The 13,790-nt window shown below is 64.0% G+C and carries 12 protein-coding genes and 4 tRNA genes; 10 read left to right on the top strand and 6 right to left on the bottom strand.

What is annotated here, in order from left to right; all coding sequences use genetic code 11:
• Window positions 1-16 precede the first annotated feature (16 nt).
• Both ACMGT0_RS24545 and ACMGT0_RS24540 read left to right on the top strand, forming a co-directional pair.
• The gene (locus ACMGT0_RS24545; protein WP_054063082.1) at window positions 17-1,213 is read left to right on the top strand and encodes an MFS transporter; all 1,197 of its coding nucleotides are present in this window, start codon (window positions 17-19) and stop codon (window positions 1,211-1,213) included.
• 110 nt (window positions 1,214-1,323) lie between these two features.
• Window positions 1,324-2,079: a hypothetical protein gene (locus tag ACMGT0_RS24540; protein ID WP_054063081.1), complete on the top strand. Its 756-nt coding sequence runs from the start codon at window positions 1,324-1,326 to the stop codon at window positions 2,077-2,079.
• Here the strand turns inward: ACMGT0_RS24540 and ACMGT0_RS24535 are convergent.
• Window positions 2,066-3,022 (bottom strand): helix-turn-helix domain-containing protein, encoded by a 957-nt coding sequence (locus ACMGT0_RS24535; protein WP_273826096.1) that lies wholly within the window; start codon window positions 3,020-3,022, stop codon window positions 2,066-2,068. The two genes, ACMGT0_RS24540 and ACMGT0_RS24535, sit on opposite strands and share 14 nt — an antisense overlap.
• Window positions 3,023-3,144: 122 nt before the next feature.
• On the opposite strand from ACMGT0_RS24535, the gene ACMGT0_RS24530 reads away from it, so the two are divergent.
• The 4 genes from ACMGT0_RS24530 (at window position 3,145) to ACMGT0_RS24515 (ending at window position 7,270) form a co-directional block, all read left to right on the top strand.
• The gene (locus tag ACMGT0_RS24530) at window positions 3,145-3,771 is read left to right on the top strand and encodes a cysteine hydrolase family protein (RefSeq protein ID WP_054063079.1); all 627 of its coding nucleotides are present in this window, start codon (window positions 3,145-3,147) and stop codon (window positions 3,769-3,771) included.
• The gene (locus tag ACMGT0_RS24525; protein ID WP_054057206.1) at window positions 3,768-4,079 is read left to right on the top strand and encodes a cupin; all 312 of its coding nucleotides are present in this window, start codon (window positions 3,768-3,770) and stop codon (window positions 4,077-4,079) included. Before ACMGT0_RS24530 ends, ACMGT0_RS24525 begins: the two co-directional genes overlap by 4 nt.
• 104 nt (window positions 4,080-4,183) lie before the next feature.
• Window positions 4,184-5,338 (top strand): TDT family transporter, encoded by a 1,155-nt coding sequence (locus ACMGT0_RS24520; RefSeq protein ID WP_416770177.1) that lies wholly within the window; start codon window positions 4,184-4,186, stop codon window positions 5,336-5,338.
• A 90-nt stretch (window positions 5,339-5,428) separates the two neighbouring features.
• Window positions 5,429-7,270, top strand: a complete 1,842-nt coding sequence (locus tag ACMGT0_RS24515; protein ID WP_416770175.1) for an MFS transporter — start codon at window positions 5,429-5,431, stop codon at window positions 7,268-7,270.
• Between the two features lie 132 nt (window positions 7,271-7,402).
• On the opposite strand, the gene sugE is transcribed toward ACMGT0_RS24515, so the two are convergent.
• The 3 genes from sugE to rdgC form a co-directional block, all read right to left on the bottom strand.
• A complete protein-coding gene (sugE, locus tag ACMGT0_RS24510) occupies window positions 7,403-7,720 on the bottom strand; it encodes a quaternary ammonium compound efflux SMR transporter SugE (RefSeq protein WP_273826092.1) in 318 nt (105 codons plus the stop codon).
• A gap of 116 nt (window positions 7,721-7,836) precedes the next feature.
• Window positions 7,837-8,787, bottom strand: a complete 951-nt coding sequence (locus ACMGT0_RS24505) for a bile acid:sodium symporter family protein (RefSeq protein WP_416770173.1) — start codon at window positions 8,785-8,787, stop codon at window positions 7,837-7,839.
• Between the two features lie 149 nt (window positions 8,788-8,936).
• Complete coding sequence (gene rdgC, locus ACMGT0_RS24500; protein WP_416770171.1) at window positions 8,937-9,857, bottom strand: recombination-associated protein RdgC; 921 nt, start codon at window positions 9,855-9,857, stop codon at window positions 8,937-8,939.
• A 160-nt stretch (window positions 9,858-10,017) separates the two neighbouring features.
• On the opposite strand from rdgC, the gene ACMGT0_RS24495 reads away from it, so the two are divergent.
• The 4 genes from ACMGT0_RS24495 (at window position 10,018) to ACMGT0_RS24480 (ending at window position 10,525) form a co-directional block, all read left to right on the top strand.
• Window positions 10,018-10,093: transfer RNA gene (locus tag ACMGT0_RS24495), tRNA-Val, on the top strand.
• 18 nt (window positions 10,094-10,111) lie between these two features.
• A tRNA-Asp gene (locus ACMGT0_RS24490) sits at window positions 10,112-10,188 on the top strand.
• 165 nt (window positions 10,189-10,353) lie between these two features.
• Window positions 10,354-10,429, top strand: a tRNA-Val gene (locus tag ACMGT0_RS24485).
• 19 nt (window positions 10,430-10,448) lie between these two features.
• Window positions 10,449-10,525 (top strand) — tRNA-Asp (locus ACMGT0_RS24480).
• Between the two features lie 178 nt (window positions 10,526-10,703).
• Here ACMGT0_RS24480 and ACMGT0_RS24475 read toward each other — a convergent pair.
• Window positions 10,704-11,840: a catalase family protein gene (locus ACMGT0_RS24475; protein WP_054057200.1), complete on the bottom strand. Its 1,137-nt coding sequence runs from the start codon at window positions 11,838-11,840 to the stop codon at window positions 10,704-10,706.
• A gap of 37 nt (window positions 11,841-11,877) precedes the next feature.
• On the bottom strand, window positions 11,878-13,686 hold the full coding sequence (locus ACMGT0_RS24470; protein ID WP_416770169.1) for a di-heme-cytochrome C peroxidase: 1,809 nt from the start codon (window positions 13,684-13,686) through the stop codon (window positions 11,878-11,880).
• Window positions 13,687-13,790 lie beyond the last annotated feature (104 nt).

The following is a 13,790-nucleotide window of genomic DNA, read 5'->3' as shown; positions in this document are numbered from 1 at the left end:
TTTGTGGAGTCCGTTCATGTCCAACCGTGCTGAAGTGACTGTTTCAAACCGTTCCGGCCTGGTCTTCCTGTCGATCACCCTGCTGACGTTTCTGGCCGCATCCAGTGCACCGACACCCTTGTACCACCTGTATCAGGAGGCGCTGGAATTTTCCGCCGCAACCCTGACGCTGATTTTCGGGGTGTATGCCCTGAGCCTGCTGGCGGCCTTGCTGACGGTGGGTTCGTTGTCCGACCACCTGGGCCGTCGACCGGTGCTTTTCAGCGCGTTGCTGCTGGAAATCATTGCCATGGGCCTGTTCATCGCTGCCGACAGCATACCGCTGTTGATCGCCGCCCGGGTGCTGCAGGGGTTTGCCACCGGCATGGCCACCAGTGCGCTCGGTGCGGCGCTGCTGGACCGCGACAACCGCAAGGGCCCGCTGGTCAACAGCCTGGCACCGCTGCTGGGCATGGCCTGCGGGGCCCTGGGGGCGAGCCTGCTGGCGGAGTACTGCCCGCGGCCGACGCAGTTGGTTTACGAACTGCTGCTGGCCCTGCTGGTGTTCCAGGCTCTGTATGTCTGGCGCCTGGCGGAGAGTGTCAGCGCGCAGCCGGGAGCGTTGGCTTCCCTGCGGCCGGCCCTGCACGTGCCGCCACAGGCAAGGCGGGCCTTGTGGCTGTCGTTGCCGGTCAACGTCGCGGTGTGGATGGTGGGCGGCTTCTACTCGTCGCTGGCACCCTCACTGGTCCGGGCGGTCACGGGGTCGACCTCGAACCTGATCGGCGGCGGCCTGGTGGCGATCCTGACCCTGAGTGGGGCTGCGGCGATTTTCAGCCTGCGCGAGCGGGCCGCCGGCAAGGTGTTGCAACTGGGCGCGGGCCTGCTGGCGATTGGCGTGGCGCTGGTGCTGGTCGCCGTGCACGAGGCGAGCCTGTGGTTGTTCTTCGTCGGCACACTGCTCACCGGCAGTGGTTTCGGTGCCGGTTTTCTCGGCGCGCTGCGCAGTGTCGTGCCACTGGCTCTGCCCCATGAGCGGGCGGGGCTGATGTCGACGTTCTATGTGCTCAGCTATCTGGGCTTCTGCATGCCGGCCTTCCTGGCCGGAAGTCTCAGCCGTAGCCTGGGCTTGATCGTCACCACCCAGGGCTACGGCGGCGTGCTGATCCTGCTGTCGCTGGGAGCCCTGCTGGCGCTGCGTCTGCAGCGGCCGGCCAGGACCTGTGCCGCCTGACAACGGGATGGGCTCGCCGCCACGGCGGGCGGCGAGCGTAAATTGAAAGCCGTGAAAGCGACGGGCGCTCAGTCTTTGGCCGGTCGCTGAGCCGCCTTTCAAGGACGATCATGCCTGCCCCCGTTCCTCGGACGTTCACCCTCAACGCCGATCACCTTGCGCGCCAGCTCGCTGGCGCGGATCTGTCGCAAACCTTCACCCTCGTTCTCGAGGTCGCCGCACAACCCTTGCCCCGTCAGGCCGTGTTGCTGTTGCGCGCGGGTGTGTTGCCGGCCATTGGGCGGCAGTTGCGGCATGTCCTGCCAGGAACGGCGATGCGCCCGCGCGGGGCTGTGCCGTTGGCCTATGCCTTTCATACCCTGCGCGAGGCGATGCTGCTGGAGCCGGACCCCAGGCGCCGGGTGTTGCTGGCCCATGAGTGCATCGACTGCCTGCTGGCGGGCCGGGGCGCCCGCTCGATCGGCAGGCGCATCGCCGTGCTCCATGGCCTGGAGTCGATGGACCTGGTGGTGCAGGGTTTCATCGCGCTGGTGGAAGTCTGCGCGTCGATCCTCAGGGATCACGCTTTCATCATGGCCCGCCTGGGAGTCGCCGCCGGCTGGTTCGGTGGCGACATTGGCGTCGCGGCCAGGCTGGGGCGGCCGGCCTTTTATGGTTCGGGCGGGCATATCAGCCGGGCACGCTTCGCGATCATGCGCAACCTGTTGCTGCGCAACGATGAAATCAGGCGACCGGCGCCGGGGATGGAACCGGTGCTGGACGTCTCCTGGCTGCGCCGGGAATACCGGCTGGATCTTCATCGAAGCCTGCCCGGCTCGCTGGAATCTGCGCCGCAAACGCCCGGTCCCTGGGTCAGCGCGCAATGAACTGTGCCCGGTAGGCCGACGGAGAAATATGCAGCGAGGCGTTGAAGTGCTGCCGCAACGACAGGGCGCTGCCGAACCCGGACTCCACGGCGATGGCCTCGATGCTCCGGGAGCTGCTTTCCAGCAGGCGCTGGGCATGGCTCAGCCGTTGGCCCAGCAGCCATTGGCCAATGGTGGTTCCGGTCATCTGCCGGAAGTGCCGGGTCAGTGAGCGGCGGCTCATGGCCGCGCGTTCCGCCAGGTCGTCCAGGGAGTGGTTGCGGGTGAAATGCTGCCCCAGCCACTGCAGCAACTGGCCCATGCGGTCCTGCTCGCCAGCGGTGGCGATCGGCCGTTCGATGAACTGCGCCTGTCCCCCCGAGCGATGGGGCGCGATCACCAGGCGGCGGGCCACCTTGTGGGTGGCTTCGGCGCCGCACAGTTGCTGCATCAGGTACAGGCAGCAATCGAGACCGGCGGCGGTGCCGGCGGAGGTCAGCAGGTGATCGGACTCGGCATACAGCACATCGGCATCGAGTTTTACCTGCGGATAGCGCCGGGCAAAGGCCGTGGCCCAATTCCAGTGGGTGGTGGCCGTGCGCCCGTCCAGCAGGCCGGCTTCGGCCAGGACGAAGGCCCCCAGGCACAGGCCGACAATCCGCGTGCCCCTGGCGTGCGCCTGGCGCAAGGCTTCGAGCAGGCGCTCGGGTGGCCGCTCCTCGGTGTCGCGCCACGACGGCATGATGATCACGTCGGCCTGTTCCAGCGCTTCCAGCCCGTGGTGCACCTGGATATCGAAACCGGCCGAGGTGCCGAGCCGTCCCGACTCGAACCCGCAGACCTTGAGGCAAAAGCGCGGCATATCGATGCCTTCACGCTGCTCGGCGAACACCAGGGCCGGCACGGACAGGTGGAACGGGCTGATGCCGTTGAAGGCGATCACGGCGATCTGGAGGGTGGTCATCGAGCGGGCCTTGGGCAAACGGATTTGGCCTGATCTTATCGAATATTGTCTTTCAGGCCACTTATGCGTTTTGCGCCGACCGGCAATCATGGTCTTCCGAACCCGCTACCAGGTACCGAACCATGTCCCAAGCCCCTCGTCGTGCGCTGATCGTGATCGATGTGCAGAATGAATACGTCAGCGGCAACCTGCTGATCGAATACCCACCCGTCAGCGAGTCGCTGGCCAACATCGGCAGGGCCATCGACGCGGCGAATGCCGCGGGTATCCCGGTGGTGCTGGTGCAGAACGATGCTCCGGCGACGTCGCCGCTGTTCGCCATCGGCTCGCCGGGTTGGGAACTGCATCCGGTGGTTGCCGCGCGCCGCCATGATCATCGGGTGAACAAGACCCTGCCCAGCGCCTTTGCCGGCACTGACCTGGCCCAATGGCTGGCGCAGCGCGAGGTCGACACCCTCAGCGTGGTCGGCTACATGACCCACAACTGCAACGCCTCGACCATTTTCGAAGCCACCCACCGTGGCCTGGCGGTCGAGTTTCTGGCCGATGCCACCGGCTCGTTGCCGTATGCCAACGAAGCGGGGCGGGCCAGTGCCGAGGAAATCCACCGGGTGTTCAGCGTGGTGTTCCATAGCCGTTTCGCCGCCGTGGCCAGCACCGCGCAATGGTTGTCGGCGGTGGAGCAGGGGGTGGCCTTGTCCCGCTCTTCGATCCCGGCCTCCAACCAGCTGGCGCTGCAACAGCCATGACCGTCATTCGCAGCCGCGACTTCACCGGTGCCCGTCCCTGGGCGGCGCTGGACATTGCCAGCATGAACGGCATCAGCACCCGCCTGCACTGGACCGACCAGCCCTACATCTGGCATGTCAACGACGGACAGGAAGTGTTCGTGGTGCTCGATGGTCAGGTGCGCATGCGCTATCGCCTGGATGGCATCGAGCAGGCCGTGATGCTGGAAAGCGGCGATATCTTCTACGCGGGTGTCGGTTGCGAGCACCTGGCCGAGCCGCAGGGGCCGGCGCGGGTACTGGTGATCGAGAGTGAGGGCAGCCTCTGACGTATATCTTTAAAATAGATAAGATATAGAGAAAATACCCGTTATATAGATATTCTATACGGTTCTATGATGGCTGCAACCTCACCAGGGGACAGGAGACAGCCATGCAAACCTGCACCAACAGCATCAAACCCGGACTGCGGCCTCTGAGCCACTTGCCGCACCCCCTCGAAGCCATTCGCCAGTTCACCCCCAACTGGTTCGCCGCGACCATGGGTACCGGTGTGCTGGCCCTGGCCCTGGCGCAACTGCCGGTCGCCATGCCGGGCCTGCGCACCGTGGCCGAAGGCCTGTGGCTGTTCAACATCCTGCTGTTCAGCGTGTTCAGCCTGCTCTACGGTGCACGCTGGGTGCTGTTCTTCCATGAGGCACGGCGGATCTTCGGGCACTCCACCGTCTCGATGTTCTTCGGCACCATTCCCATGGGGCTGGCGACCATCATCAACGGTTTCCTGCTGTTCGGTGTGCCGCACTGGGGCGAAACGGCCGTCGGCATCGCCGAGGCGCTGTGGTGGCTCGATGTGGTGTTGTCCCTGGCCTGCGGGGTGCTGATTCCGTTCATGATGTTCACCCGGCAGGAACACCGCATCGACCAGATGACCGCGGTCTGGCTGCTGCCGGTGGTCGCGGCGGAGGTGGCGGCGGCCAGTGGTGCGCTGCTGGTCCCGCACCTGGGGGACAGCGCGCAGCAGTTCAAGGTACTGGTCACCAGCTACGTGCTCTGGGCTTTCTCGGTCCCCGTGGCTTTCAGCATCCTTGCCATCCTGCTGTTGCGCATGGCACTGCATAAGTTGCCCCATGAGAACATGGCCGCGTCGAGTTGGCTGGCCCTTGGGCCCATCGGTACCGGCGCGCTGGGCATGCTGTTGCTGGGCGCGGACTCGCCGGCAGTGTTCGCCGCCAACGGGCTGGCGGGCATCGGCGAGATCGCCAGCGGCCTGGGAGTGGTCGCCGGGATGATTCTCTGGGGCTTCGGCCTGTGGTGGATGCTGATGGCGCTGCTGATCACCCTGCGTTACTTGCGCAGCGGCATTCCGTTCAATCTCGGCTGGTGGGGGTTCACCTTCCCCCTGGGGGTCTACTCCCTGGCCACGCTGAAACTGGGCAGTGTCCTGCATCTGGGCTTTTTCAACGGTTTTGGCCTGTTGCTGGTCGGGCTGTTGAGCGTGTTGTGGCTGATCATCGGTACCCGCACGCTGCGGGGTGCCTACAGGGGCGAGCTGTTCGTTTCGCCCTGTCTTGCAGGAATCGCGAAATAAATCTTCAGGATTAGGTAATGTTGTGGCCTGGAGCGGTGATCCGCACTCCAACAAGAAAGCCGCTCTCGGCGCCACTCAGGACCATGGAAGATGAGTCACCCCTCGCAGTTCAGTCTGTTGCGTACACGGCGTTTCCTGCCGTTCTTCGTAACCCAGTCGCTCGGCGCGTTCAACGACAACGTTTTCAAGCAGTCGCTGATCCTCGCCATCCTCTACAAACTGAGCATCGACGGTGACCGTGGCATCTGGGTCAACCTCTGCGCCCTGCTGTTCATCCTGCCGTTCTTCCTGTTCTCGGCCCTGGCCGGGCAGTTCGGCGAGAAGTTCGCCAAGGATGCGCTGATCCGGGTGATCAAGCTTGCAGAGATCGCGATCATGGCGATCGGTGCGGTGGGCTTCGTGTTCGATCACCTGTCGCTGATGTTGCTGACCTTGTTCGCCATGGGTACCCACTCGGCGCTGTTCGGGCCGGTTAAATACTCGATCCTGCCCCAGGCGTTGCGTGAGGAGGAACTGGTTGGCGGCAACGGCCTGGTGGAAATGGGCACGTTCCTGGCGATCCTGGCCGGGACCATCAGTGCCGGGGTCATGATGTCCTCGGCGCACTACGCGACCATTGTGTCCGCGGCGATCGTGCTGGTGGCGGTATTCGGCTACCTGGCCAGTCGCGGCATACCACGGGCGGCGGCATCCAGCCCGCAGCTGCGGCTGGACTGGAACATCTTCAGCCAGTCCTGGGCCACCCTGCGCCTGGGGTTGGGACAGACCCCGGCGGTCTCGCGTTCGATCGTCGGCAACTCCTGGTTCTGGTTCGTCGGAGCGATCTACCTGACGCAGATTCCCGCCTATGCCAAGGAGTGGATGTACGGCGACGAAAGCGTGGTGACGCTGATTCTCACCGTGTTCTCGGTCGGCATCGCCGCCGGCTCCATGCTCTGCGAGCGCCTGTCCGGGCGCAAGGTGGAGATCGGCCTGGTGCCCTTCGGTTCGTTCGGCCTGAGCCTGTTCGGTCTGTTGCTGTGGTGGCATTCGGGCAACCTGCCGCAGAACGTCCAGGCCTGGTGGGTGCTGCTGGATATCCTCGGGCTGGGTGTCTTCGGCGGTTTCTACATCGTGCCGCTGTATGCGCTGATCCAGTCGCGCACCGCGGAAAACGAGCGGGCCCGGGTGATTGCCGCGAACAACATTCTCAACGCGCTGTTCATGGTGGTGTCGGCGATCGTGTCGATCCTGCTGCTGAGCGTGGCGAAGCTGTCGATTCCGGAGCTGTTTCTGGTGGTGTCGCTGATGAACATCGCGGTCAACACCTACATCTTCAAGATCGTCCCCGAGTTCAGCATGCGTTTCATGATCTGGCTGCTCAGCCATTCCATGTACCGGGTCGAACACCGCAATCTTGAGCTGATACCCGACGAGGGGGCGGCGCTGCTGGTGTGCAACCACGTGTCGTTCGTCGATGCGCTGCTGATCGGTGGGGCGGTGCGGCGCCCGATCCGTTTCGTCATGTACTACAAGATCTACCGGTTGCCGGTGCTCAACTTCATCTTCCGCACGGCCGGCGCGATTCCGATTGCCGGGCGTGGCGAGGACCTGGAGATCTACGAGCAGGCGTTCAGGAAAATCGCCGAGTACCTCAAGGAGGGCGAGCTGGTGTGCATCTTCCCCGAGGGCAAGCTGACCAGTGATGGCGAGATCAACGAGTTCAAGGGCGGCATGACCCGCGTTCTGGAGGAAACCCCGGTGCCGGTGATCCCGCTGGCGCTGCAGGGGTTGTGGGGCAGTTTCTTCAGCCGTGATCCGCAGAAGGGCTTCTTCCGGCGTCTGTGGTCACGGGTGACGCTGGTGGCCGGGCCGGCGGTGGCCGCCGAGTCCGCAGTACCGTCACGGATGCGCGAGCAGGTGCTGCAGTTGCGCGGGATGGCCCGTCGCTAAGGGGACGATGCAAGACGGCTGGGGAGGGACGTCGTACGGATATCCCGCGTACGACGCTTGCCCTGCAGGAGCCCGGCTTGCCGGCGAAGAGGCCTGTCAGGCCACTGGAAGCTTCGCGGGCAAGCCCTGCTGTCAGGAAGCCGAGACCTTCAGGCCGATCAGGCCGGTGATGATCAGGGCCACGCTCGCCAGCCGTATCAGCGCCATGGACTCGCCGAACAGGATGATCCCGGCGATGACGGTTCCCACCGCGCCGACACCGGTCCACACCGCATAGGCGGTGCCCAGTGGCAAGTCCTTCACGGCAAGGCCGAGCAGGCCAAGGCTGATGGCCATGGCGCCAACGGTCAGTACGGTAGGGAGTGGACGGCTGAAGCCGTCGGTGTATTTGAGGCCAACGGCCCAGCCGACTTCAAACAGGCCGGCGAAAAACAGAATGATCCAGGACATGCGAACCTCCATCGAGTGATGGGGCCGTCCCCGGATTGATAGCTCGAGCGAGCCGCAGGGTCGTCCCTGTCTTGCGCACTATCGTGCACATTATCGATCCGGGGAGCAAGTTTTCCCTAGTCGGTCGCTTGCCGTTCCTGCCCGTCAGTCATTCGGCGGAACCAGGTCGAAAGCAGGGCGCCGGAAATGTTGTGCCACACACTGAACAACGCGCTCGGCACTGCCGCCAGCGGCGAGAAGTGTGCACTGGCCAGCGCCGCGCCCAACCCGGAGTTCTGCATGCCGACCTCCAGGGCCAGCGACTTGCGCTGGGCCAGCGGCAGCTTGAACAGACGGCCGGTGAAGTAGCCCAGCAGATAGCCGAAGCTGTTGTGCAGCATCACCACCGCCATGATCAGCAGCCCGGATTCGGCGATCTTCGCCTGGCTGGCGGCGACCACTGCCGCGACGATGATCACGATGCTGATCACCGACACCAGCGGCAGCACCTCGACCGCATGGCGCACCCGTTCGCCCAGCAGGCGCTGGGCGACCACGCCGAGCACGATCGGCAGCAGGACCACCTGCAGGATCGACCAGAACAGTTCCGCGAACGAGACCGGCAACCAGGCCGAAGCCAGCAGCCAGATCAGCGCCGGGGTCAGTAGCGGGGCGAGCAGGGTAGTGACGGCGGCGATGGCCACCGACAGTGCCAGGTCGCCGCGGGCCAGCCAGGTCATCACGTTGGACGCGGTGCCGCTCGGGCAGCAGCCCACCAGGATCACCCCGACGGCGATTTCCGCCGGCAGGTGAAAGGCCTGGCAGAGCAGCCAGGCCACGCCGGGCATGATGATGAAATGCGCCACCACGCCGAGGGCCACGCGCCAGGGATGGCGGGCGACTTCGGCGAAGTCTTCGAGCTTGAGGGTCAGGCCCATGCCGAACATCACCAGGCCGAGCAGCGGCACGATGGCGACTTTCAGGCTGAGGAACCAGCCGGGCTGGAGAAACGCCAGTACGGCGAAGATCAGTACCCAGTAGGCGAAGGTGTTACCGACAAAACGACTCAGTGCCGCCAGTGCACGCATGGTGTTTTCCTTGTCATGTGCGGGGCGGGGCAGGCAAGCGTCGACCCATAGGGGCCCGGCTTGCCGGCGAAGGGATCTCTGGATCGCCAAAGCCTTCGCTGGCAAGCCAGGCGCCTGCAGAACGGTGCCTGGCCCCTACGTACGGCCCATCAGATGCCCTGCGGGATTTCCTCGCCGCCCAGCGCCTCGAACAGCTCCGGCAGGAACTCGCCGAAGGTCAGCATCATCAGGGTGAAGCTGGCATCCAGCTGGCCCAGGGCTTCGTCGCCGCCGTCCTGTTCGGCCTGGTCCTGCAGCAGGTCTTCGAACTTCAGGCGCTTGACCACCATCTTGTCGTCGAGGACGAAGGACAGCTTGTCCTGCCAGGCCAGGGCCAGTTGGGTGACCATCTTGCCGGTGCTCAGGTGCAGCTGGATTTCGTCACCGGTCAGATCCTGGCGCTTGCAGCGGATGATGCCGCCGTCTTCCTGGACATCACGCAGTTCGCACTCGTCGAGGACGAAGAAGTTGTCGGCGGCCTTGAGGGTCTTGACCCAATCGGTCATCACCGCGGTCGGGGCGATCTTCACGGTCAGTGGCCGCACCGGCAGGGTGCCGAGCACTTCGCGCAGGGTCGACAGCAGGTCTTCGGCGCGTTTCGGGCTGGCCGAGTTGACCAGGATCAGGCCCTGTTTCGGCGCAATGGCGGCGAAGGTCGCCGAGCGACGGATAAAGGCGCGCGGCAGGAAGGCCTGGATGATTTCATCCTTGAGATGGTCGCGCTCCTTCTTGTAGACCTTGCGCATCTGTTCGGCTTCGATCTCTTCGACCTTTTCCTTCAGTGCGTCACGTACCACGCTGCCTGGCAGGATGCGTTCTTCCTTGCGGGCCGAGACCAGCAGGAAATCGCCGCTGACATGCACCAGCGGTGCGTCTTCGCCCTTGCCGAATGGAGCGATGAAGCCATAGGTGGTCAGCTCCTGGCTTGCGCAGGGGCGGGCCGGCTTGGTCGCCAGCGCGGCCTCCAGGGCCTCGGCGTCAAAAGGCAGATCCTGGGTCAGGCGGTAGATCAGCAGGTTCTTGAACCACATGGGGCGAATCTCTCCTTTATACAAAGGTGGGCATTATTCTCTTCGTGGCCCGATAGGCCAACCCTCTGCTAAGTCTTTGGAAGGCCTGAAAAAAATATTGAAGAAAGTGCTTGCCAGAGTGGGGAGCGCTCCGTAGAATGCGCGCCACACCGAAAGCGAAGGGTGATTAGCTCAGCCGGGAGAGCATCTGCCTTACAAGCAGAGGGTCGGCGGTTCGATCCCGTCATCACCCACCATTCGTTCAAGTGTTTAGCGCAGCGGTAGTTCAGTCGGTTAGAATACCGGCCTGTCACGCCGGGGGTCGCGGGTTCGAGTCCCGTCCGCTGCGCCATATTCGATGATCTGGACCACTGAACGCCAGGTCATCACGCAAAGCCCGCCTAACCGCGGGCTTTTTGCTGTCTGGTGTGTGGAAAAGTCCACGATTTAAATTTTTTTATTTAAATCAGTGCTTTATGGATTTTTTGTGGCATAATGCGCTCACACCGGAAGCGAAGGGTGATTAGCTCAGCCGGGAGAGCATCTGCCTTACAAGCAGAGGGTCGGCGGTTCGATCCCGTCATCACCCACCATTCGTTTCAAGTGTTTCGCGCAGCGGTAGTTCAGTCGGTTAGAATACCGGCCTGTCACGCCGGGGGTCGCGGGTTCGAGTCCCGTCCGCTGCGCCATATATCGATGTTCTGGACCACTGAACGCCAGAGCATCACGGAAAGCCCGCCCAGTGCGGGCTTTTTTTCGTCCGGGATTTTTGTGGTGCCTGTTCGCGGATGAATCCGCGAGCAGGCTCGTAAGGCCGCCAAAAGCCTTGCGGGCATGACAGGGGCTTAGCCGCCCTGAGGTTCTCTCCTATCGTTCGGCGTTCCGGCTGTGCCGGTAATCGCTGACCGCGTCATACACCGCCTTGCGCAGGCGGTTGATCCCCCCGATCGGCCGGTGCGCCTCAAGCCCGTGCCACGGACTGAACGACTGGTTGTCACAGGCGATGTTCTGCTCCAGCGTGTCGAAATCCTGCGCCGGAATGCGGATGTGCGCCACCGTCTCGAAGGGGGCATCGCTTTCCTTCCATTCGATGCTGGTGTCTTCGATCGGCATGTACCGGTTGGCGTTCTGGCGCTGGATCTGCAGCACGAAGCAGGCCGGAACCCGGTCCGTGGACAACTGCTGGACCAGGGCGCTGCGCAGGAAGTTCGGCAGGTCCTCGTTCTGCTTCGGCAACTCGTATTCCGGGCAGCTTTGCGGATCGGGGGCAACACGGAACTTGGCGTTGGCACTGCCGAACTTGTAGGGCGATACGGAAAAGTAGGTCGTCTGCAGCGGTGTTTTCGGCGCCGGTGCCAGGGTTGCCAAGGCAATGAACAGGTGGCGGATCTGCCAGCCGGTGGGGTTCCAACTGGGGAAGAAGGCCAGAACCTTCTTGCCGTCGGCCTGGGCGGCGATGTTCTGCTGGTATTCGGCGACATCGCTGACGAAGAAGTTCGGATGGTTGAACATCACGAAATCCTGCTCATGGCGCCCCTGCTGACCGGCCAGCAACTGCCTGCCGGGAACATCCAGCAGCTTGATCGCCATGCCGCGGGCATCGCGGATGCTGTCGAACTGCGGATAGGCATTGCCGTTGGACAGGCGGATCAGCGCCTGCCAGGTCTTGCCCGGCTCGGCGAACACGCCCTGGCGCAGTTCGCTGCCCAGGCCTTCGAGCACCTGCACTTCGGCATTCACACAGCCATGGGCCTTGGCGTGGGCATCGCGCAGGTAGCGGGTGCCCTCGCGGTGCTGGTCGACGATGCGCACGGCGGTCTGAATGATGTCCTGGGTCCTCGCGGTCTCATCGCTCGGCACCTGTTCCACCGTCGGCACCGGGCCGCTGTGGCGCCAGGCGTACCAACCGGTGGCCAGGGCCCAGCCGAGCAGGCCGAGGCCTACCAGGAGCAGCAGGCTCTTGCCGAGAAATGCGCCGAGGCGCAGCCACAGTCGCTTCAGCATGTGAACGTCCTTTCAGGCTTGTCGGGAGGGCATGGGTTCATGGCAACTGCTGCTCCAGCGGGCCACCCAGCACCTTCAGGTATTCGAGCAGGGCCCAGCGCTCCTCCGGTTGCAGCAGCCGGCCGATCACGCCGTTGCCGCGCTTGCCGGCACGGAATTCATGACCGCTGTTGTGGTTGCCGCTGATCCGGGTGTCGAACAGGAAGCCGTTCTCGAAGGCTTTCTGGCGATAGCCCAGGTGACGCGGATCGTATTCGAAAGTGCCCCGATAAAAAGTGGTGGAGCGCTCGTCCTGCGGCGACAGCAACTGATAGAGGCTCGGCACCGAGCCGTTGTGCAGGTAGGGCGGTGTGGCCCATACCCCCGCCAGCGGCCGCGCCTTGTAGGCCCGTTGTTCGAGTACGCCGATCGGCAGGCCGAAGCCGTCCAGTTGCGGGCGCTCGGCAGGTGTCACGTCGGCATCGCGATAGGCGCGCTCCTCGACGAACGCCGTGACATAGGCCAGGCCCTTGGCTACCGACAGCTGGCTCAGGTCCAGCGGCTGGTCGCTCCTGGGATGAAGTTGCACCGGCAGTTTGGCCAGTTCCGCCGGGTCCCATTGCAGCGCGCTCAGGTCATAGCGTTGGTCGGCGATGTTGTTCGCGGTGTTCGGGTCGGTACCGATCGCGGCCAGGGGAATGCTGGTGAGGTGTTGCACCGCACGACCGTTTTCCTCGGTCACCGAGGGCACGTGGCAGCCGGCACAGTTCTCGGCAAACAGCTTGCGGCCCTGGGCGGCCCGGGCCAGGTCGACCTTGCCGAACAGCTCCTCGGGCCAGGTCGGTGGCTTGAGGCGTTGCAGGGTTTCCTCGATCTTGTGCAGGTCACGCACCCGCACGCTGGACGGATAGCGGTCGTCGCCACGCAGTGGCTGGCCGTTGGCGTCGAAAAAGTTCAGCGTGGCACCGACGCCCAGGGCCTCACCGATATTGCGGGCCATCGGTTGCTGGGCCGAGGCGGTCCACTGGACCCAATCGAAGGTCCAGATATCCCACAGTTGCGGGTAGTCCACCGGCGCGTTGGCGACCCGGTAGTTCTTGTCGGAGATGGCATCGCCGAAGCTGGCGTTGGCGATCCGGCCGAAGGCGTCCGTGCGTCCCGGACCCTCCAGCGTCGGATAGAGTCCGCGGTGGGTATCGTTCCAGGCGACGTGGAGGAAGGTATCGAGGGACTGTTTCAGCGCCACCCGCAGTTCGGCACGCTTGGCCTCGTAGTCGTTGCCGAGGACCTTGCGGGCGAAGCGTTCGAACTTCCAGGGGTTGTAGTAGGTGGCCGCGAGGCTGGCGACCAGTGCCTGGCCGAAGCTGCCGCCACGCACCGTCGGTACGCTGGAGGGCAGGACATGCTGGGCCGAACCACCGTCGATCCTCAGCGCCTGGCCTTTGTAGCGCAGTTCGCCGGTGTGGCAGGCCGAGCAGGTGATGTCCAGGTACTGCTCGCTGCTTGCGGGGTTCTGGTGGCGGGTGAAGCCCACCGGCAGATTGCCGGGATTATCCGCCGTGGCCTGTTGCCGAGGATCGACCAGGAAGCCGAAGCGTGCCAGGTATTCCGGCGCGGCGAAGCGTTGTTCGGAGAAGGGCAGTTCCAGGGCGGTGAACCATTCGTAGCGCAGGCCCTTCACCTGGGTACCCTGGGGCGTGTAGTAGAAGGTCTGGCGATCGGCCGGGCTCCACTGTTCCAGGTAATGCACCTGCTCGGCCGGTATGTATGCCGGCAATTTCGGATTGGCGATGTAGTACAAGATCACCGCGAGGCCTAGGCCAATCAGCAGTATCAGAGCCAGTAACACACGGTAAAAAATGCGCAAGATAACGATCCTTGTCGAGGTGTGATGCTCTTATGCCTCAGCTGCTGCCTGGCATCAAGTGGCCGTGATGGCCGCCCGTACTGGCTCCCGCTGGCGGAGCGGCT

The sequence above is a fragment of the Pseudomonas sp. RHF3.3-3 genome, from assembly GCF_048069595.1.
Taxonomy (GTDB): domain Bacteria; phylum Pseudomonadota; class Gammaproteobacteria; order Pseudomonadales; family Pseudomonadaceae; genus Aquipseudomonas; species Aquipseudomonas fuscovaginae_B.
The sequence above is the reverse complement of the archived record's forward strand: the minus strand, read 5'-3'. Positions and strand labels throughout refer to the sequence as shown.